At 57.9% G+C, this 20,463-nt stretch carries 22 protein-coding genes; 17 read left to right on the top strand and 5 right to left on the bottom strand.

The genetic code is table 11. The features are described from left to right. Positions 1 to 28: 28 nt before the first annotated feature. Positions 29 to 586, bottom strand: a complete 558-nt coding sequence (gene cobU / locus ACVWZ1_RS04805; RefSeq protein WP_414374144.1) for a bifunctional adenosylcobinamide kinase/adenosylcobinamide-phosphate guanylyltransferase — start codon at positions 584 to 586, stop codon at positions 29 to 31. 133 nt (positions 587 to 719) lie between these two features. Here cobU and ACVWZ1_RS04810 point away from each other — a divergent pair, with 133 nt between their 5' ends. The 10 genes from ACVWZ1_RS04810 (at position 720) to ACVWZ1_RS04855 (ending at position 8,591) form a co-directional block, all read left to right on the top strand. Further along, positions 720 to 2,009, top strand: coding sequence for an RNA-guided endonuclease InsQ/TnpB family protein (locus tag ACVWZ1_RS04810; RefSeq protein ID WP_457502685.1), 1,290 nt, complete (start codon positions 720 to 722; stop codon positions 2,007 to 2,009). Continuing rightward, on the top strand, positions 2,006 to 2,284 hold the full coding sequence (locus tag ACVWZ1_RS04815) for a hypothetical protein (RefSeq protein ID WP_457465569.1): 279 nt from the start codon (positions 2,006 to 2,008) through the stop codon (positions 2,282 to 2,284). The genes ACVWZ1_RS04810 and ACVWZ1_RS04815 overlap by 4 nt, the downstream gene beginning before the upstream one ends. Before the next feature lie 148 nt (positions 2,285 to 2,432). Then, positions 2,433 to 3,134, top strand: a complete 702-nt coding sequence (locus tag ACVWZ1_RS04820; protein ID WP_457465567.1) for a hypothetical protein — start codon at positions 2,433 to 2,435, stop codon at positions 3,132 to 3,134. A 106-nt stretch (positions 3,135 to 3,240) separates the two neighbouring features. Then, positions 3,241 to 3,966 carry a bifunctional demethylmenaquinone methyltransferase/2-methoxy-6-polyprenyl-1,4-benzoquinol methylase UbiE gene (gene ubiE / locus ACVWZ1_RS04825; RefSeq protein ID WP_414427990.1) on the top strand — a complete coding sequence of 242 codons (726 nt, stop codon included), beginning with the start codon at positions 3,241 to 3,243 and terminating at the stop codon, positions 3,964 to 3,966. A gap of 101 nt (positions 3,967 to 4,067) precedes the next feature. Beyond that, positions 4,068 to 4,409, top strand: a complete 342-nt coding sequence (gene grxD / locus ACVWZ1_RS04830; RefSeq protein ID WP_457384223.1) for a Grx4 family monothiol glutaredoxin — start codon at positions 4,068 to 4,070, stop codon at positions 4,407 to 4,409. Positions 4,410 to 4,438: 29 nt separating this feature from the next. Then, positions 4,439 to 4,729 (top strand): BolA family protein, encoded by a 291-nt coding sequence (locus ACVWZ1_RS04835; protein WP_414357925.1) that lies wholly within the window; start codon positions 4,439 to 4,441, stop codon positions 4,727 to 4,729. A gap of 44 nt (positions 4,730 to 4,773) precedes the next feature. Continuing rightward, the gene (locus ACVWZ1_RS04840) at positions 4,774 to 5,130 is read left to right on the top strand and encodes a phage holin family protein (protein WP_457465565.1); all 357 of its coding nucleotides are present in this window, start codon (positions 4,774 to 4,776) and stop codon (positions 5,128 to 5,130) included. Positions 5,131 to 5,572: 442 nt separating this feature from the next. Further along, positions 5,573 to 7,129, top strand: coding sequence for a B12-binding domain-containing radical SAM protein (locus tag ACVWZ1_RS04845; RefSeq protein WP_457502686.1), 1,557 nt, complete (start codon positions 5,573 to 5,575; stop codon positions 7,127 to 7,129). Between the two features lie 42 nt (positions 7,130 to 7,171). Beyond that, entirely contained in the window at positions 7,172 to 8,341 is a 1,170-nt protein-coding gene (locus ACVWZ1_RS04850) for a SpoIID/LytB domain-containing protein (RefSeq protein WP_457502688.1), read from the top strand. 37 nt (positions 8,342 to 8,378) lie between these two features. After that, entirely contained in the window at positions 8,379 to 8,591 is a 213-nt protein-coding gene (locus tag ACVWZ1_RS04855; protein ID WP_457502689.1) for a (2Fe-2S)-binding protein, read from the top strand. 49 nt (positions 8,592 to 8,640) lie between these two features. Here the strand turns inward: ACVWZ1_RS04855 and topA are convergent, their stop codons facing one another. Continuing rightward, entirely contained in the window at positions 8,641 to 11,442 is a 2,802-nt protein-coding gene (topA, locus tag ACVWZ1_RS04860; RefSeq protein WP_457502690.1) for a type I DNA topoisomerase, read from the bottom strand. Between the two features lie 196 nt (positions 11,443 to 11,638). Here topA and ACVWZ1_RS04865 point away from each other — a divergent pair, with 196 nt between their 5' ends. From ACVWZ1_RS04865 to ACVWZ1_RS04875, 3 genes are all read left to right on the top strand, one after another. Beyond that, positions 11,639 to 12,085 carry a VOC family protein gene (locus ACVWZ1_RS04865; RefSeq protein ID WP_457502691.1) on the top strand — a complete coding sequence of 149 codons (447 nt, stop codon included), beginning with the start codon at positions 11,639 to 11,641 and terminating at the stop codon, positions 12,083 to 12,085. Positions 12,086 to 12,259: 174 nt separating this feature from the next. Next, positions 12,260 to 13,228: a CobW family GTP-binding protein gene (locus ACVWZ1_RS04870; protein WP_457502693.1), complete on the top strand. Its 969-nt coding sequence runs from the start codon at positions 12,260 to 12,262 to the stop codon at positions 13,226 to 13,228. Positions 13,229 to 13,282: 54 nt separating this feature from the next. Next, positions 13,283 to 14,161, top strand: coding sequence for a hypothetical protein (locus ACVWZ1_RS04875; protein WP_457502695.1), 879 nt, complete (start codon positions 13,283 to 13,285; stop codon positions 14,159 to 14,161). A 210-nt stretch (positions 14,162 to 14,371) separates the two neighbouring features. On the opposite strand, the gene ACVWZ1_RS04880 is transcribed toward ACVWZ1_RS04875, so the two are convergent. Then, complete coding sequence (locus ACVWZ1_RS04880; protein ID WP_457406009.1) at positions 14,372 to 15,340, bottom strand: 30S ribosomal protein S1; 969 nt, start codon at positions 15,338 to 15,340, stop codon at positions 14,372 to 14,374. 195 nt (positions 15,341 to 15,535) lie between these two features. Between ACVWZ1_RS04880 and obgE the strand changes: the two genes are divergently transcribed. From obgE to ACVWZ1_RS04900, 4 genes are read left to right on the top strand one after another with little or no spacing between them, the layout of a single operon-like run. Further along, complete coding sequence (obgE, locus tag ACVWZ1_RS04885; RefSeq protein WP_457502721.1) at positions 15,536 to 16,579, top strand: GTPase ObgE; 1,044 nt, start codon at positions 15,536 to 15,538, stop codon at positions 16,577 to 16,579. Between the two features lie 60 nt (positions 16,580 to 16,639). Further along, complete coding sequence (locus ACVWZ1_RS04890) at positions 16,640 to 17,014, top strand: hypothetical protein (protein WP_414357583.1); 375 nt, start codon at positions 16,640 to 16,642, stop codon at positions 17,012 to 17,014. Between the two features lie 18 nt (positions 17,015 to 17,032). Further along, on the top strand, positions 17,033 to 17,746 hold the full coding sequence (locus ACVWZ1_RS04895) for an L-threonylcarbamoyladenylate synthase (RefSeq protein ID WP_414357584.1): 714 nt from the start codon (positions 17,033 to 17,035) through the stop codon (positions 17,744 to 17,746). Positions 17,747 to 17,801: 55 nt separating this feature from the next. Continuing rightward, a complete protein-coding gene (locus ACVWZ1_RS04900) occupies positions 17,802 to 18,419 on the top strand; it encodes a PAP/fibrillin family protein (RefSeq protein ID WP_457502697.1) in 618 nt (205 codons plus the stop codon). 8 nt (positions 18,420 to 18,427) lie between these two features. Here ACVWZ1_RS04900 and ACVWZ1_RS04905 read toward each other — a convergent pair whose 3' ends face one another. Together ACVWZ1_RS04905 and ACVWZ1_RS04910 are read right to left on the bottom strand one after the other, a co-directional pair. Continuing rightward, the gene (locus ACVWZ1_RS04905; protein ID WP_457502699.1) at positions 18,428 to 19,321 is read right to left on the bottom strand and encodes a hypothetical protein; all 894 of its coding nucleotides are present in this window, start codon (positions 19,319 to 19,321) and stop codon (positions 18,428 to 18,430) included. Positions 19,322 to 19,418: 97 nt separating this feature from the next. Beyond that, positions 19,419 to 20,462: a sirohydrochlorin chelatase gene (locus tag ACVWZ1_RS04910; RefSeq protein WP_457502701.1), complete on the bottom strand. Its 1,044-nt coding sequence runs from the start codon at positions 20,460 to 20,462 to the stop codon at positions 19,419 to 19,421. Position 20,463 lies beyond the last annotated feature (1 nt).

Genomic DNA, 20,463 nt, shown 5'->3' on the forward strand with positions numbered 1-20,463 from the left:
GCTATCTGGCTTGCAAATGCAGCTTATCTCAGCTCTGTTCCATCTTGCCTGCCACCGGGATCCCCAGGCGGGTGAGATCGAGGGCAAAACCTGCCGTTACCAAAAACACTTGGTCAGCCAGAGGAGCCAGCCTTTGGGTGAGTTCTCCCATCCGATCCCGAAAGCGCCGCCCCATAGGATAGGCGGGCACCACCCCCCAGCCCACCTCTTCAGACACCAGGAGGATCTCCCCCCTACAGCTTTGCAAGGCTGCCAAGAAGGATTGCACCAAGGGATCCCATTCTGAAGAGGGACAGTCTAGGCCCTGCGCCACCCATCCCCCCAGCGAATCCACCAGCGCGCAACAGGGCTGGGGCAACTTTTGCAGTTCTGCCCCCAAGTCCCTCCCGGTTTCCCAAGTCTGCCAACCGGAAGGTCGTCGTTGCCGGTGCTGTTGAACGCGCTCTGCCCATTCTGGATCCGTCTTGGGATCGGGTTTCGGCCCGGTAGCCAGGTAGACAACCGGCAAGCCCGAAGCCGCAGCCAAACCCTCTGCCAGCCGGCTTTTGCCGGAGCGCACAGGGCCACAGATCAGCACAATCGACATTACGCTGGAAATCCACTGACGCTTAAGATTAACCTAACAACAGCGCACTTGAACTTCAGCTAGAAATCGCAGGAGCCCCGCACTGTACCCGTAGGGTCAGTGTCGGGAGGAATGCGGAAGTTATGATAGAACCATGACCCAAGTCCTGACCGTCTCCTGCAAGCTCAAGGTGTCCCAGTCGCAAGCCGCAAAGTTGGACGCGACAATGGATGCCTTTGTGCAGGCGTTGAACTGGGTCAACCAAAACACACCAGAAAAAGTAGTCAACGCAGTCAAACTCCAGTCCCTTTGCTATTACCAGATTCGCGCTCGGTTTGGCTTGTCCAGTAACTTGGCAAGGACTACGTCCCGCTTACGCGACCAGCAGGTCTGCAGACGGCTGGCCGGTGCCCGTAAAGTTGCCCGACAGAAAAACCGTCCGGTCAAAGCGTTCAAGAGAGGCTTTGCGACCTACGATGCCCGTATCTTTTCGTTTCGCGAGAAAGACTGGACGGTGTCGCTGACCACGGTTGGGGGTCGGGAGCGCTTTGAGCTGGCGATTGGCCGCTACCAGAGAGAACAGTTGGCAGGCTCCAATCCCAAATCTGCCACTCTGGTCAAGCGCAAAGACGGCTCCTACTCTATTCAGATCTGTGTGGAAGCGGAGCCATCCCCACCGCAACGCACGGATAGAGTGCTAGGCGTGGATTTGGGCAGGACGGATATTGCTCATACATCGGAAGGAGATAACTGGAATGGACAGCAGTTGAACCGAATCCGAGACCACTACTCCAAGCTGAGGGCGGCACTCCAACGCAAAGCCAGTAAGGGCACCCGCAGTTCGCGGCGCAGATGCAGAGAACTGTTGCAACGGCTGTCTGGCAAGGAAAGACGCTTTCAAGTGTGGGTCAATCATCGCATCTCCAAAGCTATTGTCTCTAGGGCAAAGGCGACAAACAGCGCTCTTGCTCTGGAAGACTTGACAGGGATTCGGGAAAGGGTCAATCAACAGCCACGCAGCAAAGCTGAACGGCGCAGGGCCAACAGTTGGGCGTTCTACCAACTACGTCAGTTTCTGGAGTACAAGGCGAGGGTTGCAGGGGTTTCTCTGATTCTTGTGCCGCCCGCCTACACGTCGCAGACCTGCCACAAGTGTTTGCATATCCATCCCGACCCTGCGCAATCCTACCGCAGTGGAAAGAAGTTTAAGTGTGGACACTGTGGATGGGAAGGGGATGCGGATTTGAATGGTGCGAATGTGATTGCGCTTTTGGGGGCTGCTGTAAACCAGCCTAGAGGTCAAGCCTACGGCTCGCTTCGCGAACGTGGTTGGCTTGCCAACTGCAGGGCTACCGTTCGCGCCAGCGGGCCGGAGGCCTTAAGCCCGCCCTGTACTGCGAAGCAGTCAGGGTCGGGTAGTTTACGCTCAAAAGCTCGACCATGACAGATCCCAAGCCGATATCTCCGCCTGAACAAAAGGCTGCTTCGGCCTCTTTTCGATCTCCTCAACCGCTCTGGCTCAGCCTAGCGCTGGGGATCACCACTGCTCCCGTTTTGTTGGGCTTGGTCTTGGCAGATCGAGCCGAGAAATGGCTGGGATCCCTGAGCTGGGAAGATCCGGGTTGGTGGCTGGGGGAGCGGCTGCCCAACTTAGACAGCGCCCCGCTACAGGCCCATGAGCAACAACGCAAAAACTCTGCCCCAGTCGAGAACCCCTAGCTTCTCCGTCACTTTCGTATGATCGGGTAAGCGAACCAGCAGCAGGAGTTAACAGCCTTTGCGTAGACCGGCCAAACCGTCTCAGGAGTTCGCCTCCACATTCTCGGGGGTGCTGTTTTGGACGAGCGCATTTCTCTTCACAACGGTGTTGAGTGCTTGTCTGGGCTACCTATTTGGTCAGCGAGCTCTATCGGGGGTTTCTTCTCCCGTCACCGGCGCCGGTCGGGCTTCTCCTTCCCGCGAAGTTCGGGATCCCCGTACTGTGCCTTTGCTGAACGAGGCTGAGGTAATTGCAGCAGCCGAAGCCAGCCTTCGTCCGTCCCCAACTCCCACTCCAACACCCACCCCGGTTGCAACTCCCACTCCAACACCCACCCCCAGATTGTCTCCTGAATTGGCGGCGGCCCCGTCGCCAACTCCTCGCCCCGCCACTCCATCTCCTCCACCTCCCCGTCCGCGTCAGCAGGACGGAGTTCCTGCCCCGCCGGTGCCCACACCACCTCCGCCCCCCCTACCAATTGCCGCCAGTGGACAGGTCTCTATGCAGGTGCTTTCGGTTCGTCGCGAGGGAAGCCAAGTGGTTCTGAATGTAGCTATGCAAAACAACTCGGCAGAGACGGTGCGCTTTCTCTATAGCTTCCTGAACATTACTGACGACAATGGACGGTCGATCAACGCGCTCACCCAGGGTTTGCCGGGGGAGTTGCCCCCCAATAGCCAAGTCTTCCAGGGAACCATCCGCATCCCAGCCTCGAGCCTAGCCGGATCCCGATCCCTGTCCCTGAGTTTGGCTGATTACCCCAGCCGCCGCCACCGAGTGGGAGCCAGTGGGATCCCAGTGCCGCCGTAACACCCCTCTTCCTTTAGCTTCAGACCACAGATCCGGTCACGTAGCGTTGCGGAGCAACAGGAGCAACAAAGTTTGTACGGGGAACATGAGGTGGAGTTGAGAAGAGGTGCCTAGCCCAACCTTTGAACAGCCTGAGGAAATCCGAGCGCTTTTTGACCGCATTGCTCCCCACTATGACTCCCTCAACCAAACCTTGAGCCTGGGCCTCCATCAGGTTTGGAAGCGTATGGCCGTGCGTTGGTCGGGCGCCAGCTCAGGAGGATATGTGCTGGATCTGTGCTGTGGAACCGGTGATCTGGCTCTGCAGTTGGCCCGCCGAGTAGGACGAAGGGGACATGTGGTGGGCCTAGATTTCTCTCCCGCCATGCTGGCGATTGCCCGGCGTCGCTCCCGGCTCTTCCCTGGCTACTCCCTGGAGTGGGTTTTGGGAGATGCCTTGGCCTTACCTTTTCCCGACAGTAGCTTCGATGCCATTACCATGGGCTACGGCTTGCGCAATGTAACCGATATTCCCCAAGCCTTGCGAGAGATTGGGCGAGTACTGAAGCCAGGGTGTCGTGCCGCCATTTTGGATTTTCACCGCCCCACAGGGATCCCTCTTTGCGAGCAATTTCAGCGCTGGTACTTGAACACTCAGGTGGTTGCCCAGGCCAAAACTTTGGGACTGGGATCCGAATATGCCTACATCGATCCCAGCCTAGATCGCTTCCCCTCTGGAGAAGAGCAACGACAAATGGCCCTGCAGGCAGGGTTTGCCAGTGCCAAGTTCTACCCCCTAGCGTGGGGCATGATGGGGGTACTGGTGATTGCGAAAAAGAATCCCTCGGCCTAGCCGTGGGGAGAGTGCCAAGTATGTTAGAAGTGAACGAAAATGAGATCTCGATAGGATGTCGGTTTGCCTATCGGCTGTTGTCGCTATAGTGGTTGAACACCATGCTGGATCCCCTTTTGGAAGAGAAAATCCGTGAACAAATCCGTACCCACAAGGTGCTCATCTACATGAAGGGCACCCCGGAAATGCCCCAATGTGGGTTTTCCTATGCCGCCGTTCGTGTGCTGGATAGTTTGGGCTTCCCCTACACGGCGATTAACGTCCTCGAGGATCCCGAGATCCGCCAGGGGATCAAAGAGTTTTCCAACTGGCCTACTATCCCGCAGATCTATATTGATGGAGAGTTTGTGGGCGGTTGCGACATCATCCAAGAGATGCACGCCCGCAACGAGCTGCGTCCGCTGGTCGAGGCAGCCTTTGCCAAGGCCACGGCTCAACCTTAAGGGATCCCATCTCATCCAGAAGGGTTGCCATGCTTACCCCCGAATACCTTCGGCAGCACCTGACTGAGAAGCTGCAGGCTCTTCATGTGCAGGTAGAGGATGAGTCCCACCTTCACATCGGCCACGGGGGCGGGACAGGAGGGCACTACCGAGTTCAAGTGGTGTCGCCTCTGTTTGTTGGCAAAACGACTCTACAGCGACATCGCCTGGTGTATGCTGCCCTAGCCGAACAGATGGGGTGGAGCATTCATGCGTTGGCCCTGCAAACTTACAGCCCTGGAGAGGTTTCTGCGCAAGGGATCCCTGAGCAGATCGGCTAGCATAGAGGGCAAAATCGCGGCCCCATCAGGGCAGAGGAGGGAGCATGGCAACTCTTTTGGCCACCTGGCTGATGTCAGCCTTGAGTGTAATGATCCTGGCTTGGCTTTTGCCCGGAATCCACGTCTCTGGATTCGGGGGTGCTTTGGTGGCGGCTCTGGCCATTGGTCTGGTCAATGGTTTGGTCAGGCCGATTCTCCGGTTGATCACCCTGCCGATTACAATTCTTACCCTGGGCTTGTTTTGGCTAATTTTGAACGGCATCTGCTTGGTCATTGCCGATAAGCTGGCCGGGAATGCTTTCAACATCGATAATTTCGGCTGGGCGTTTATCGGCGCGATTGTACTTTCCATCGTCAGTGGCTTGGTTCAGCAGGTTTTCGAGCAAGGTGTGCAGAACTGACTCTGTCTGGAGCTGCCAAGGGCCAGGGTTGATATTGCTGTTCTCGAAAGAATTGCGGCAACACTTTATTCAGTTATTCAGTAACTTTTAAGGCTCAGCTCAGATCCTTGGTTAGATAGTCATCCAGAGAGGCTTCCTGAAGAGTAGGCTGGGAGAACGTCAATACGCTACCCGGTGGCAGCCGTCCTTTGAAGTCATCGGCAACTGCACTCTCTTGGCCCTACCTGCTCAATCGCTGCTCAAGAATCACAAGCTTCTCCATAGGAAACCTGCACAAAACCTGTAAACTACTAACCCAAAGAAGGTACTACGGGTAAGCATACCGAAAAGTTTTTACAGCAGCTTTATTCAAGGCCACTTGTAGGATTGCCTAATCAATAAAAACGAATGGGAAAAAGGCGAGGATGAAATCAATTACGCTGGGATTTAGGAGCTGGTTGGTATGAAGGCGTTGCTGCTCTATCCGCGTTTTCCTCAATCATTCTGGTCTTACAATCGCACCATTGAGATGGTGGGGCTAAAAGCGCTAATGCCACCTCTTGGCTTGATCACCGTTGCTGCTTTGCTGCCCCAACACTGGGAGATTCGCTTTGTGGATCGCAATGTCGCTGCTGAAACAGAAGCCGATTGGCAGTGGTGCGATCTGGTGATCTTGTCAGCCATGTTGGTGCAGAAGCAGGATTTCCACGCCCTCATTCGCAAAGCGGTGCAGTTGGGCAAAAAAGTAGCGGTGGGCGGACCCTATCCAACTTCTGTGCCACAGGATGCCCTGGAATCTGGTGCTCACTATTTGGTTTTGGATGAAGGGGAAGTGACCATACCGGCCTTTGTCAAGGCTCTAGAAGCTGGGCAAGAGTCGGGCATTTTTCGGGCTGCGGAAAAACCGGATGTAACCCAAAGTCCTTTGCCAAGGTTTGATCTGCTGCGTATGGATCAATACTTCATGATGTCAGTCCAATTTTCGCGAGGTTGCCCCTTCAATTGCGAGTTTTGCGACATCATCTCTCTTTACGGACGCAAGCCGAGAACCAAAGAGCCAAGTCAAATGCTAGCTGAGCTGCAGGCCCTCTATGACTTGGGCTGGCGGGGTTCGGTATTTGTAGTGGATGACAATTTTATCGGCAATCAGCGCAACGTCAAGCGATTTTTGCGAGAGCTGATCCCCTGGAGCCAAAAGCGCAATTACCCATTTACCTTTATGACAGAGGCTTCGGTTAACCTGGCCGAAGACGAAGAACTGATGAGGTTAATGGTAGAGGCGGGTTTCTATGCGGTCTTTTTGGGCATTGAGACTCCAGACCAAGACAGCTTACAGATGACCCAAAAGCTCCAGAATACCCGCCACCCTTTGGTGGAGGCCTGTCGCAAGATCAACGATGCTGGACTGCTGATCTATGCTGGGTTTATTCTGGGCTTTGATGGAGAGCGGCCAGGAGCAGGGGAGCGCATTCAGGCTTTTGTCGAGCAAACCGGTATTCCTCAGCCAATGCTGGGCATTTTACAGGCTTTGCCAAACACACAGCTCTGGAATCGCTTGAAGAAGGAGGAACGTTTGCTGGAAGGGATCGGCGTGACTGAGTTTGGCGATCAAAATACGCTGATGAACTTTATTCCCACCCGTTCTCTATCGGAGATTGCCCGAGAGTATCTGGAAAGTTTTTGGAAATTGTATGATCCTGCGCGATATTTATCTCGCTGCCTGCAACAATGCCTGAATATCGGCATCAAAGATGGCCGGCGGCAAATGATGAAGCTGCCCCTTCGCAAAGGGATCCATCTGCTTCTACAACTCATCTGGCGGCAAGGGATCCTTCACCCTGAAATTCGCGCCCAATTTTGGCGACAGCTATGGACGATTTGGCGGCGCAAGCCCAGCCTGCTGAACTTGTATTTGGGCCTCTGCGCTGCAGGAGAACACTTTTGGGAATATCGGGAATTGGCCCGCGCCCGGCTTACCCAGCAACTGGGATACGATCCTTTGCTGGCCAGCTCATCTTGACAGTATTTCTGGGGGAATGGTCTATCGATAGAGGATGCCCGGATGGGGCCTATGCGGCGACGACAGTTGGGGGCGATGGTGCTGGGATCCCTGTGGGCTGTTTGGGGAGGCTCTCGGCAGGCCCAAACGTCCGGGCGCGGAGATTGGCTGGCCGTGGAGCTGTTCAGCCGCTGGAGTGCGGATCCCTTGGCCGAGTTGGAGCTGATGGGCCCTTTTGTTTTGAATCAGCAGCCTTTTCCAACAGGTGCCTGGAAGTTACAGGTGCGCCGCCAAGAGCTCCTGCTGACCGGGCCGGGACAGCCTCGTCGCTACCAGGGATCCCTTTGGCTACAGGGGGGAGCCCTGCGCCCCTTCGCAGGGGAGGAGCGTCGCTATCGGGGTTGGGTACAGATTTGCCCGGAGGGTTCAGGTCGCCTGCATCTGGTGAACTGGGTCAAGTTGGAAGACTATCTGCTGGCTTTGGTGCCCAGCGAAATGCCTGCCGATTGGCCAGCCGCCGCCTTGCAGGCGCAAGCCATCTTGGCCCGCACTTTGGCCATTCCCCATCTGCACCCCGGCCCCAGAAGAGAATGGCCCTCTACCTCGATAAGGCTATTGCAGGATTCCACCGCCCACCAGTTTTATGGTGGCCTGGCCTATGAAACGGCGGCGACCACTGCTGCGGTGCAGGCAACCCGAGGGCAGATCCTAACCCATGCCGGCCAGCCGATAGAGGTTCTGTTTCACTCCACCTGCGGCGGTCACACCAGTGCCAACCAGGATATTTTTGCCCCACCCGCCCGCCCCTACCTACAAGGGGTGATCTGTGACGGGTGTCGTGCCTCTCCTTTCTATGGCCCTCACAGCGTCCGACTCAGCCGACGGGAGTTGGAGCAAGCCTTGGGCAACGGCGATCTGGAGATTGTGCAGTCGGATCCCTGGGGTCGCCCTGTGCGCATTCGCGTTGGATCCCAACTGTTGACCGGCCAAGAGTTTGTGCTGCGCCTTGGCCAAACCCTGGGTTGGGGGATCCTCCCCAGCAACCGCTTCACATGGGAACGTCTCCAGCCAAAGCCCGGCCAGCAGGAAGTGTACCTTTTCACCTATCGTGGGGCCGGCCATGGGGTGGGACTGTGTCAGTGGGGATCCCGTGGCTTGGCCGAGAAGGGCTACACGGCGCCGCAAATCCTCAATCACTACTTCCCCGGCACCCAGGTGATAACGTTGAGCTGAAGGCTGTTGGCCCCGACTCCAACTCTCATTTACTCCCGTGTCCCTTGCACACCCCCATCGTCGCCATCCTGCCTACTGCTACTGCAGTGAGCTGGAACATGCCCAGATTCTCAAGCGCCAGCAGCAGAATCCCTTGCCGTTTGCAGAAGCGATGCGGGTGCATTGCCAATCGGGAAGCCGCTGTGGCCGCTGCTTGTGGCCCTTGGAGCAGTTGTTTCGTCAGCAAAGCTGCTACATAGCCGATCCCTGAGCCACCTTGAGCAGGCGACCTTGGGCCATCGCACCCCAAGAAGCTGACCTCAGGCGGGGGCTTTGGGGGTGATCTTCACAATGGTGGGACGGGATCCAACCTGAGCTGACCCATTCGCTTGGGCTTGCGGCTCTTTGGCCATCCCGCTGCCAGTGGAAGTGGTTTGCGCTTTACGCCGCTTCTGCGGCACAGCATTTCCGGCCTGCTGGGCTGTAGGGCTGCTGGAGGCAGTTTTGGCTTGGGTTTTACTGACCGAGGAGCCCGCTTTGCCAGTCGAGCGGCTTTTCCCCTTGACCTCTGCAGAAGAGCCTTCCTTTTCGGCCAGCACCTGCAGAGCCATTTCCAGGGTAACCGCTTCGGCAGGGATCTCTTTGGGCAAAGAGGCATTGACCTTGCCATGTTTGACATACAGCCCATAGGGGCCGTCGTGCAGATGAACCGGCTCGCCATCCTCAGGATGGGATCCCAGCTCCCGCAAGGGCTTGGCAGAGCCGCGCCCACGGCCTTTCTTGGGCTGGGCCAACAACTCCAGCGCCCGCTCCAGGCTGATGGTCAGCACATCCTCATCGGCGGGCAGAGAGCGAAAATCGCCATCGCAGACCACGTAGGGGCCGAAGCGGCCAATGCCGGCCTGCACTTTTTTCCCCGATTCCGGGTGTTCCCCCAAGGTGCGGGGCAAGCTCAGCAACCCCAAGGCGATCTCTGGCGTAACCTGATCCGGTTTCAGCCCTTTGGGCAGAGAGGTGCGCTTGGGTTTTTTGTTGTCCTCAGAAACTTCCCCCAACTGCACATAGGGGCCATAGGGGCCCTGCGGGATCACGTAGATGGGCTCTTGGGTTTCCGGGTGAAAGGCAATGGGCTTGGGGCCTTCCTGCTTCCGCTGGATCAGCTCCGCGATGTGTTCTGCGCTCAGATCGGCGGGGGGAATATCCTCCGGCAGGTTGGCGCGCACCTCTCCGGACTCGGTTTCGACCGCCACATAGGGGCCATAGGGGCCAATGCCGATCTTGACGGGCAGGTTCTCCAGATGGATGGAGCGGGCCAGGCTGGAGTCAATTTCCAACTCGCGGGCCTTTACCTGTCCCTCAAGACCCTGCTCGCCCAAGAAGAAATGGCGCAAATAGGGCAACCACTCCGCCTGTCCAGAAGCGATGTCGTCCAGCGTTTGCTCCATCTCGGCGGTGAAGCGGGTATTCACCAGGTTGGGAAAGTATTTTTCCAGCAGCTCGGTGACTGCAAAAGCTGTGTAGGTGGGCACGAGGGCATTCCCCATCGACCTGACGTAGCCACGGCTCATGATCGTATTCAAGATGGTGGCGTAGGTGCTGGGGCGGCCAATACCCTCACTTTCCAACACCTTGACCAAGGAGGCTTCCGTATATCGGGCCGGGGGCTGGGTTTCGTGGGCAACGGGTTCCAGCTTCCGGCAGCGGAGGGGATCCCCCTGCCGCAACAGAGGCAGATGCACCTCCCGATCCTCTAGGGCAGCATCGGGGTCGTCGGATCCCTCCACATAGGCGCGGAAAAAGCCGGGAAAATCGATGCGCTTGCCGCTGGCCCGGAACACCGCATCCTCCACAGCGATGAGTACCGTGGTGTGGGTCTGCCGCGCCTCAGCCATTTGGCTGGCGACGGTGCGCTTCCAGATCAGGTCGTAGAGGGCCAGCTCTTGGCCGGACAGAGGAGTTTGGCTGGGCAGGCGAAACTCTGATCCGGCAGGACGAATGGCCTCGTGGGCTTCTTGCGCCCCTTTGGTTTTGGTGGTGTACTGACGGGGCTCGGGGCTGAGATATTCTCTGCCGTACATCGACTCCACGCAGGCGCGGGCAGCGCGGATGGCCTGCTCCGACAGGTGGACCGAATCGGTGCGCATGTAGGTGATGTAGCCCTCTTCGTAGAGCTTTTGGGCAATGCGCATCGTCTGCTGGGCCGACAGGTGCAGCTTGCGGTTGGCCTCCTGCTGCAGGGTGGAGGTGGTAAAGGGAGGGGCAGGTTTGCGGGTGGAGGGGCGCTCTTCCACAGAGCTGACGATCCAGGCTTTTCCCAGCAAGCGATCCCGCAGGGCCTCGGCCTGGGCCTGATCCAACAACACCACATCCCGCCCGGCAATGAGCTGGCCGGTGCTGGGATCGAAGTCTTGCCCATTGGCCAGGCGTTTGCCACCCAAGCTCACCAGCTCTGCTGGAAAGACAGCCTGCTGGCCGGCGACGGTCGTTTTGGGCTGCAGCTCCGCTTTGAGATCCCAGTAGGAGGCTTTTCTGAAGGCCCGCCGCTCCCGCTCTCGATCCACCAAAAGCTTGACCGCCACCGACTGCACCCGCCCTGCCGAGAGTTTGGGGGCAATTTTTTTCCACAGCAGCGGCGACAGGGTATAGCCCACCAGGCGATCCAAGATGCGGCGGGTCTCCTGGGCACGCACCAGTTGTTCATCCACCTCACGGCAGTTTTGCAGCGCCTCCTGAATGGCCTCGCGGGTGATCTCGTGGAACACCATGCGGCGGGTGGGCACTTTGGGTTGCAGCACCTGTTGCAAGTGCCAGCTAATGCTTTCCCCTTCGCGATCCTCGTCGGTGGCCAGGATCAGCTCGTCGGCTTTCTTGAGGGCCTCTTTCAGCTCCTTGACCACCTTTCTTTTGTCTTTGGGGATGACGTAGAGGGGCTCGAAGTCGGCGTGGACATTGACCCCCAGGCGGCTCCACTCTTCTCCTTTCAATTCTTCTGGAATTTCAGATGCCGAATCGGGGAGATCCCGCACATGTCCCATCGAGGCCTGAACTTCGTACCCTGCGGGCAAGAATCCACGGATGGTACGGGCTTTGGTGGGAGATTCGACAATAACCAGCTTAGACATGATGATGTTGGCAGTAATCGGCTTGGGTTGTCGCGCTTCCCGCTTCGGGGATCCGGCAGGCCAGCGTACACCGCAAGAGGTGCTCTGAGATAGACAGCCTACTTTTCTGGAGCGTAGCAAGTCTGTCTGCGCTTGACCAGCCGTCAGCGGCGATTGATCTGAGCGGTCTGCCCCCATCTGGCTGCTTTACAGGACGATGAAACTGCACCATTTTTCCATTCGCACCGCCGATATCTTCCGCTCCATCGCCTTTTACGAGGGGTTGGGCTTTGCGGTAGAAGAACGTTTTACTGCTGGGATCACGTTGGCCTGCTGGATGCGTGGTCCCTGGGGGCGCTTAGAGCTGATGCAGGTGCCGGAGCCCCGGCCTGCCCCGGATCCCTTTGGGGATCCCCACTATGTGGGCTACTACCATCCCGCTTTTGAGGTGGGCCCCGAATGGGGATCCCTGGCCAACTACCTAGAACATTTGCGAGCGCAAGTGCCCCTTACCCTGCTGCTGCCGCCCCAGCTCCAGCAAATTGGGGGCCAGGTCTATGAAGTGGCGTTCATCGCCGATCCCGATGGCCTGCCGATCGAGCTCATTCGTCCCCAGGGATCCTCAGGAGAGAGTCTGCCCCAACGCCCAGAGGACATTAAATAAATAGTTAAATAGTTGGATAACTAGTTGATGGGTTAGAGGATCTAATTTGGGTGGGAGCGGTCGTTCCCCCTTGTCCAGATCCTGGAGAGCCAACCCTAAAGCTAAGCTAGTAGAGCTTCTGGGGAACTTGAGAGAAGGGTTTGTTGGCCGCTTGTCAGTTCAGCCTCACCTGATATGAAAGCTCAGCTTCCGGTGACGATTTTGACAGGTTTTTTGGGCAGTGGCAAAACCACGCTGCTCAAGCGCATCTTGGAAGAGGAGCATGGGTTGCGCATTGGAGTGATCCTCAACGAGTTTGGCGAAATTTCCATCGATGGAGAGCTGATCAATCTGCCCGAAGAGGGGCTGATGCAGCTCAGCAATGGTTGCCTTTGTTGCACGGTGCGAGAAGATTTTGAACAGGCAGCCCGAGAGCTGCTGCAGCGTGCCCAGGCGTTGGATTACCTGGTGGTGGAAACCAGTGGGGTAGCGGATCCCAGGCAGGTGACGGAGCTATTTGTGCAGAGGACTTTTCATGAGGAGTTGCGCCTGGATGGTGTGGTGACGTTGGTGGATGGGGCCGAATACTGGCAGAATTTCCGGCGCTCGCAAACTGCTGCCCACCAGATCAGCAGTGCCGACATTGTGTTGCTCAACAAGGTGGACTTAATCGGCGAAGCCGAACGAGAGCGGATCCTTCTGGATCTGCGCCGCTACAACCCCGATGCCCCTTGCCTGCTCACCACCCATGCCCAGGTGCCCTTGGCCCGCATCTTGGATGTGCATGCCTTTCGTCCGGAATTGTGGGATCCCAGGCTCCCCGATTCGGGGACTGAGGCCCACCCCAGCCATCACCTGGAGGAGGACGGGATCCAATCGGTGAGCTTTCAACTGCAGCAGCCGCTGGATTTGGGGGCCTTTCGCGATTGGCTACAAGACTTGTCCGAGACCGTTTTTCGCGCCAAGGGGGTGCTGTCGGTTCTGGATGAGCCGCAGCGGGTTATCTTCCATCAAGTGGGCCAGCGGCAAACCCTTTTTCTGGAACGGGACTGGGATCCCGATGAGCCCCGCCTGTCCAAAATTGTGTTGATCGGCAAGGGGCTGGAGCGGGAGCAGCTGGCTGCCGGCCTCAGCCGGGTGTGTGGGGCAACCGCCGCTGGCTAGAGATCCTCTTCACCACTGCCTATTTCTTTCAATTTCTAGATTGGGTGACCTGGGATGGCTCGCAGCAAACTTTCAGAGCAAGAACAACAGCAAATTGTTAGCGCCTACCGCGGCTCAGCAGCGACCGCCGTCGAATTGGCGGAGCAATTTCAGGTGAGCATCACCACCATCACCCGCGTGTTGAAGGAAAATATCGCCGCCGATGAGTACCAGCGGTTGATCCATCTCAAACGCTCGGCTGCCCGCCGCAAAGACATGGGGGAAAAAGTTGCTGTTGGCAGGATCCCAGCCTTGGAGCAGCAGATCTTGCCGCTGGAACCGGAGTTGCCTTCTCCATCTCCCTTGCCGGAGCCCCCCGCAGAGCCGAACGCAAACGAGGAAGGCGAGGATAACACTGCTGGGACGGAGTCTCTGCCAGAACTGCCCCCAGAAGAACTGCCGTTGGCGGCTGGGCTTCGGGAAGATCTGGAGGATGTGGAGGAAGAGACCGAAGAAGACCGTGACCTTGAAGACGAGGACGAAGATGAGGACGACCCTGACTATCCCTTAGAAGATGAAGATGGACCAGAAGAGGATCCCCTCACCGATCCCGGCTATCGAATTCAGGTGTTGCCCCTGGAAGAGCTCACCCTGCCGGAAACCTGCTACGTCGTTGTTGACCGCTACCAAGAACTGACCACCCGCCCCCTTAAGGAATTCTTTGGCTCCGGATCCCTGCCCATCGAAGGGATCGACAACGCCAATACGCTGCCCATTTTCGACAGCCACAAGGTGGCCCGCCGCTTTTCCGAAATGAGCCGTCGGGGCAGCAACACCTACCCACCCTACCGGGTAATCCAGTTTCCCGGCTACATTCTGGAGATTGTGCGCACCCAACTGCAAAAGAAAGGCATCACCCATCTGCTCGTAGATGGGCAAATCTACAGTCTTTGACCAGCTCCTCAAGCTCAGGAGCGGGGGATTCCCGTTACTGGCGCAGGTTTGCAGCCCTGCGTGAGCGCCGTCGGCCTACTTCGCCACAGCAGCAGTACCCGTCTCCCTAGGAGCCTGGGCTGCCCCGCTCCCACGAGCCACCCACGCCAACGGAGCTGAAGGCTCCTAACCTCAGTCTCATCGCAGGCAGAGATGGCGCCAAGCTTGCCCTCATTCCACAGCCGTCGCCGCGTATTCCAGCTCCTCTTCCACCACTTCCGGTGGGGCCTCTGCCGCTTGTCCTTGCTTAGCGGCCAACAGTTGCTCACGGTACTTGGCTGCCATCTCCTCGGCCTTCTCGTAAACCAGCTTGGGATCCCGAATCATGTCGCCGGGATTGGGCTCCAGTTGCTTGGTGGACAGCGAGATCCGTCCCCGCTCCGCATCCAGATCGATGATCATCACCTTCACTTCGTCGTTGACGTTGAAGACGCTGTGGGGCGTATCGACATGATCGTGGGAGATCTCGGAAATGTGCAGCAGGCCGGAGACGCCGCCAATATCGATAAAGGCACCATAGGGCTTGATGCCCCGCACCGTGCCGACCACCACCTCGCCCACTTCCAGCTTGTTCATCTTCCGCTCCACCAAGGCGCGGCGATGGCTCAACACCAGGCGGTTGCGGTCTTCGTCCACCTCCAGAAACTTCAGGGGCAGCTCTTCGCCCACCAGCTCTTCTTTTGGCTTGCGGCTGCTGATGTGGGATCCGGGGATAAAGCCCCGCAGCCCCTCAATCCGCACCAGGGCTCCACCTCGGTTGGTGGCAAAAATGGTTGAGCGAACGGTGGCATCTTCTTTCTGGAGCTGCCGTACCCGTTCCCAGGCCCGCATGTACTCGATGCGACGGATGGAAAGAGTGAGTTGTCCCTCTTCGTTTTCTTCGGTGAGGATAAAAAACTCGCGGGTTTCTCCGGGCTGCAGCATCTCGTGCGGGTCTTCCAGGCGGCTAATCGACATCTCCTGGAGTGGCAGAAAGGCAGCCGTTTTGGCCCCGATATCGATCAAGGCACCGCGTGGCTCCACCGAGAAGACTGTACCCGCCACAATTTCGCCAGGGCTGAAGTGATAGTCGTACTTATCCAGGAGGGCGGCAAAGTCCTCAGTGGTAAAACCTACATCGGCAGCGGTGAATCGACTCATAGGGGTGCAGTAACAGATCAGTTGTGCGGGATAAAGGGTAGAAGGCCAATCGAGTTTGGCAGGATCCCACTTCCACTTTCCCATCTGGGGAGGATGTGGCTGGGAAATACCATCGTAGCTTAGAGGAGCGTCTTTTGTGGCAAGTTTCCCGGCATCTTGCCAAGCTGGAAGATAGAAGATTTGGGAGAAGAGCAATTGCACTTTATCGACCAAGCCGAAATTGAAGTGCAAGGGGGAAATGGCGGGGATGGCATCGTTGCCTTCCGCCGTGAGAAGTATGTGCCGGCTGGGGGGCCATCCGGCGGCAATGGCGGGCGGGGCGGCTCAGTGATCCTGGTGGCCGATCCCGGCCTGCAAACTCTGTTGGATTTTCGCTTTCAACCGGTGATCAAAGCGGAACACGGGGCCAAAGGGGGGCCCAACCATCGCAGCGGGGCCAGTGGTGCGGATCGGCTGGTGCGGGTGCCCTGCGGTACTGTGGTGTTCAATGCGGAGACTGGGGAATTGTTGGGCGATCTGGTGGGCAAAGGGGATCAATTGCTGGTAGCCCGTGGGGGCAAAGGCGGCTTGGGCAATGCCCATTTTTTGAGCAACCACAATCGTGCCCCCCGCCAATTTACCAAGGGCGAAGCGGGAGAACGGGTGCGCCTGCGCCTGGAGCTGAAGTTGATTGCCGAGGTGGGCATTGTCGGCCTGCCCAATGCGGGCAAGTCCACTCTGATTTCGGTGGTCTCCTCTGCCCGGCCCAAGATTGCCGACTACCCCTTCACCACGCTGCAGCCCAATTTGGGAGTGGTGCCCCATCCATCGGGAGATGGGGTGGTGTTTGCCGATATCCCGGGGCTGATCGAGGGGGCGCACTTGGGGGTGGGGCTGGGCCATGAGTTTTTGCGCCATGTGGAGCGTACCAGGGTACTGATTCATTTGGTGGATGGCACGGCGGCAGATCCCGTCAAGGATTACCAGATCATTCAGCAGGAGCTGCGCGCCTACGGCCACGGGTTAATCGATAAGCCACAAATCCTGGTTTTGAACAAGATCGATGTTCTGGATCCCCAGCAGGTTGCCGAGCGCGCCCAGAGGCTGTCTGCTGCTGCCGGCACTTCGGTGGTGACCATTTCTGCGATTGCCAAGCAGGGGCTGGATGCCCTCTTGCAGCGGGTGTGGCAGTGCCTGGGTCGGGGATCCCAACAGCCTGCGCAGTTGGATCTTGTGGGGGCAAAATCCATCCAGTCCTAGGGCAGAAGAATCTTAGAATGGGAAAGCCCCTGCCTTCCCAGAACCCAGAGACGAGTGGCTATGTATATCTCGGCGGAGGATCTGCCACCGGATTTGCGTCAGATTATGTTGGCCGTTGAACAGGCGGCTCAGGCGAGGGCGGGAGCGTGTGTGGAGCTGCTGATGCTCCTGCGGCTGCTGGAGGAGTTGCACCGCGCGATCCTGGAAGGTGCCTTTCGGGAGTCTTTGCCCAATACCCGTCAAGCTCTGTATCGGGTGCTTCAAGATTTGGAAGAAGCGGGCGACTGGCCCTATCTGCCCCGTCTGCACATCCAAGCCCTGATGCAACAACTGAAGGACTGGCCCGAATCTCAGGGATCCCTGCCGGTGTCGGTGCCACCGACCCCCCGCCCTCTTGTGGAAAACCCTTTGGGGGGGAGCTGCTCCGAGTCTTGACCTCTTTCCACCTGCCCGATGGCCGAGTATTTTAAGCTGCATCCTCAACAGCCCCAGACCCGTTCCATCCGGCGGATCGCAGCGGCTTTGCGGGAGGGGGCGGTGATGCTCTACCCCACCGATACGGTTTACGCCATTGGCTGCGACGCGACCCATAAACAAGCAGTGGAGCGGGTACGCCGCATCAAGCACCTCTCCAACGATAAACCCCTCACCTTCTTGTGTCCTTCTCTCTCGCGCATTGCCCAGTATGCCCAGGTCACCGATTCAGCCTATCGACTGATGCGGCGGCTGATCCCCGGCCCGTTTACGTTTCTGTTGCCAGCAACCAAGCTGGTGCCCAAGTTGGTGATGGATCCCAAGCGGAAAACCACCGGCATCCGCGTGCCCGATTCTGCCATTTGTCAGGCTTTGCTGGAAGAGTTGGGCAATCCAATTGTCTCGACCTCTGCCAAGCTGGGGGGGGATCCCGTCGGATCCCTGGGCTTAAGTTTTGGGCAAACCTGGGAATGGGAGAGCGATCCCTGGGATGAGGGTGGGATCTTTGCGGCTGAAGAGATGCGGCAGTTGGAAAAACAGGTGGATCTGGTGCTGGATGACGATGCCCCCCGCCGGGCCAAGGTCTCTACGGTAATCGATTTGACCGGATCCGAGCCGCTGGTGGTGCGGGCCGGGCTAGGGTATGAGCAGGTGGCAGATCTGAACCTGAAACTGGTGGGAGAAGACGGTTAAGGGCAGAGGGATCCCGCGTTCTCTAAAATAGGGTCAGTGCCTTCGGAGTGTGCCCATGTCTGAGGCCCTGGCTCAGCAAAAATCGGCTCTGCTGCACCTACTGGAGGCGACCGACCGGGGCCGGAAAGTTTCCCCTGACCAAAAAGCCCAGATTTTGTCTCAAATTGCCGTCCTAGAAGCGCTCAACCCCACCCCCAAGCCAACATCGGCTCCTGAAGGGTTGGAGGGGAACTGGCTCACCCTATTTACCACGAGCACAGCTCTGCTGCGGCTGGCACAGTTGCCTTTTTTGACCACCGGCGAGATCTACCAGTGTATTCGGGCCAAGGCTGGACGGGTCTTCAACGTGGCGGAGATCCAGGGATCCGGCTGGCTGGGGGCTTGGGTGCCACGGGGAATCTTGGCGGTATCGGCACGCTTTTACCCCGAATCGGAGCGTCGGGTGAGGGTGATTTTCGAGCGATTGGTGTTCGGATCCCAAGCTTTGATGAGCTACGAGATCGAGAGTTTTCTCTATTTGCTCGAGCGGGCTCCGGAGCGGATCCCGGCTATTCAAATCGATATTCGCCGCCGCGAGCCAACGGGCTGGCTGGATATCACCTATTTGGATGAAGACTTGCGGCTGGGTCGGGGCAGCGAGGGGAGTGTATTTGTCCTGAAACGGGTGAGTTGAGACTTCGGCTAGCCGGAGGGCTTAGAGGGTTCCGTTTCGGCTATTTTGTGAGATAGGTTTTGGGTTAGGGTGAAGCCTATTTCCTGGAGAACTTGCAAGGCGCGGTAGGACTCCCGCAAAGCTTGCAGCTCTTGCTGAGTTTGCTCCAGTTGCCGGGCTTTTTGCTCCTGTAAGAAGCGCAGCCTTTGATTTTCGGACGCCGTGCGACGCAGAACGTGCTTGAGTTTCTGCTTCTGCTGCTGAAGCCGAGTCCGCCTCACCTCCAACTGCTGCAGTTGGATTTCTTGGAGTTCCAGTTCTATTTTCAGAGTGGCGACCTGCATCTGGAGTTGGCGAAGTTTTTGGTTGAGCTCTGGCTCTGGTGTGGGTTTTGCCGACTCAGGGCTTGGGGAAGAAGGTGATGACAATTCTTGTAGGGGCTGCAACTGTTGGGCCTTGGCCTGCGAAGCTTGATCCTGGTGCTGCTCGCCCTGCAGTCTTACTTGAGTGTGTTCGCTTACTTCGGTTTCAGTTTCCGTCTGCTGCTCAGCTTGATCAAGAATTTGTCGATCGCGGATCTGGGTTTGAGGATCCTCGTCAACCGACTGCAAAGGGAGAGAATCCTCCTCGGGTTGCCGAGGGTTGCCGCCATAATCGGCGGGATCAAAGGGAGATAGGGTCGCCACCAGCGATTCTCGAAAGTCGCTCCAGGAAGCCGATTGCAGACCCATCTGAACCACCCGCCAGGCCCCATAGGAGGCCCCAGCGGCAGCCAGGATCCCAGGGATCCCGGCCAGGGAGAGGGAAACCTTGGGCAGGGTGGGCAAGATCTGATCCAACAGCCCCACCACCAGGGCGAAAACAAAGATCCCGCTCCCCGCGGCAGCGGCACCTGAAACCCAAGAGGAGCGGGAGAGCATCATCGTTTTTTCGTCATCACAACCGCTAGAGCGGGAAAACCAGGTTCAAAAATGGCCTGTCTGCACTCAGTCTATCCCGCCAGCAGCCTCTGTTTCCCTCTTAGGGCACCTGCCAAGCCCGTTGGTGGTAGCCCTCTAATTGGGCCCAGGGATCCCCAGCCGCTGCGTGGGTATGGCCGTGGTCGTGGTGAGGGTGGGAATGAGGATGGTGATGGGATCCGTGCCCGTGATGGTGGTCATGAGGCTCGTGAGGGTGGTGATGGCTGGATCCAGCTCCAACCTCTGCGCTCACGGCCAGGCGAAACTTGCACAGGTGGCAGTTCATTTGGGTTTGGCCCTGTAGGGCTTCCTGCTCCAGTTGCTGCAGGCTGTGCAGCACCGTATCCACAAGGCCCAATTCCGGCAGCATCAGCCAGTCGATTTCCGGCTGTCGTTGTCGTTGTTTCTCCACTGCCGCCTCGATTTTTTTCACCAACACCCCCGTAAACAGAAAGTAGGGCAGCACGATCACCCGACGCGGCTGCCAGGACGAGGCCCGCTCCAACCCCACAGGCAGGCGGGGATGGGTAATGCCGATAAAGCAGGTCTCCACAGCGGCAAACCCGGATCCTTCCCAAAGCAGCCGAGCCAGTTTACAGGCTTCGGCATTGGCCTCAGGATCGCTGGAGCCGCGACCCACAAATAGGAGCACGGTTTCTGCCTCTGGGATCCGCTGCGGTTGGGCGGCCATCAAAGCGGCCAATCGGTCTCGCAGCAGTTGCAGGATCTCGATGCGGATCCCCAGCGGCCCACCGTAACGAATGCGCAACTGGGGATAGAGGGCCTGCAGGCGATCCAGTTCCATCGTCACATCGAACTTGTTGTGGCGGGCCCCAAACAGCAACAGCGGCAGGGCCACGATCTCCTGCCACCCTTGGGCCAAGCACTGCTCTACCCCCTGGGCAATGGTTGGCTGGGTCAGCTCCAGAAAGCAAGGGATCACCGGTCGATGGGGAGTGAGGGATTGGTAGACTTGGGCCAACTCCAGAAAGGCTTGCCGCCCTTCAGGGTCGCGGGATCCGTGGCCGATAAGCAATAGGGGCAATGAAGGAGAAGCAAGCTGCCCAACCGAAAGGGGAGGGGAAACACTGAGGGTATTCAACACA

This window comes from Thermostichus sp. MS-CIW-25, from assembly GCF_054060015.1.

Coding starts and splice junctions, on each gene's coding strand:
- cobU (WP_414374144.1), bottom strand. CDS start 586: ATGTCGATTGTGCTGATCTGTGGCCCTGTGCGCTCCGGCAAAAGCCGG.
- ACVWZ1_RS04810 (WP_457502685.1), top strand. CDS start 720: ATGACCCAAGTCCTGACCGTCTCCTGCAAGCTCAAGGTGTCCCAGTCG.
- ACVWZ1_RS04815 (WP_457465569.1), top strand. CDS start 2,006: ATGACAGATCCCAAGCCGATATCTCCGCCTGAACAAAAGGCTGCTTCG.
- grxD (WP_457384223.1), top strand. CDS start 4,068: ATGCTGGATCCCCTTTTGGAAGAGAAAATCCGTGAACAAATCCGTACC.
- ACVWZ1_RS04835 (WP_414357925.1), top strand. CDS start 4,439: ATGCTTACCCCCGAATACCTTCGGCAGCACCTGACTGAGAAGCTGCAG.
- ACVWZ1_RS04840 (WP_457465565.1), top strand. CDS start 4,774: ATGGCAACTCTTTTGGCCACCTGGCTGATGTCAGCCTTGAGTGTAATG.
- ACVWZ1_RS04845 (WP_457502686.1), top strand. CDS start 5,573: ATGAAGGCGTTGCTGCTCTATCCGCGTTTTCCTCAATCATTCTGGTCT.
- ACVWZ1_RS04850 (WP_457502688.1), top strand. CDS start 7,172: ATGGGGCCTATGCGGCGACGACAGTTGGGGGCGATGGTGCTGGGATCC.
- topA (WP_457502690.1), bottom strand. CDS start 11,442: ATGTCTAAGCTGGTTATTGTCGAATCTCCCACCAAAGCCCGTACCATC.
- ACVWZ1_RS04865 (WP_457502691.1), top strand. CDS start 11,639: ATGAAACTGCACCATTTTTCCATTCGCACCGCCGATATCTTCCGCTCC.
- ACVWZ1_RS04870 (WP_457502693.1), top strand. CDS start 12,260: ATGAAAGCTCAGCTTCCGGTGACGATTTTGACAGGTTTTTTGGGCAGT.
- ACVWZ1_RS04875 (WP_457502695.1), top strand. CDS start 13,283: ATGGCTCGCAGCAAACTTTCAGAGCAAGAACAACAGCAAATTGTTAGC.
- ACVWZ1_RS04880 (WP_457406009.1), bottom strand. CDS start 15,340: ATGAGTCGATTCACCGCTGCCGATGTAGGTTTTACCACTGAGGACTTT.
- ACVWZ1_RS04890 (WP_414357583.1), top strand. CDS start 16,640: ATGTATATCTCGGCGGAGGATCTGCCACCGGATTTGCGTCAGATTATG.
- ACVWZ1_RS04895 (WP_414357584.1), top strand. CDS start 17,033: ATGGCCGAGTATTTTAAGCTGCATCCTCAACAGCCCCAGACCCGTTCC.
- ACVWZ1_RS04900 (WP_457502697.1), top strand. CDS start 17,802: ATGTCTGAGGCCCTGGCTCAGCAAAAATCGGCTCTGCTGCACCTACTG.
- ACVWZ1_RS04905 (WP_457502699.1), bottom strand. CDS start 19,321: ATGATGCTCTCCCGCTCCTCTTGGGTTTCAGGTGCCGCTGCCGCGGGG.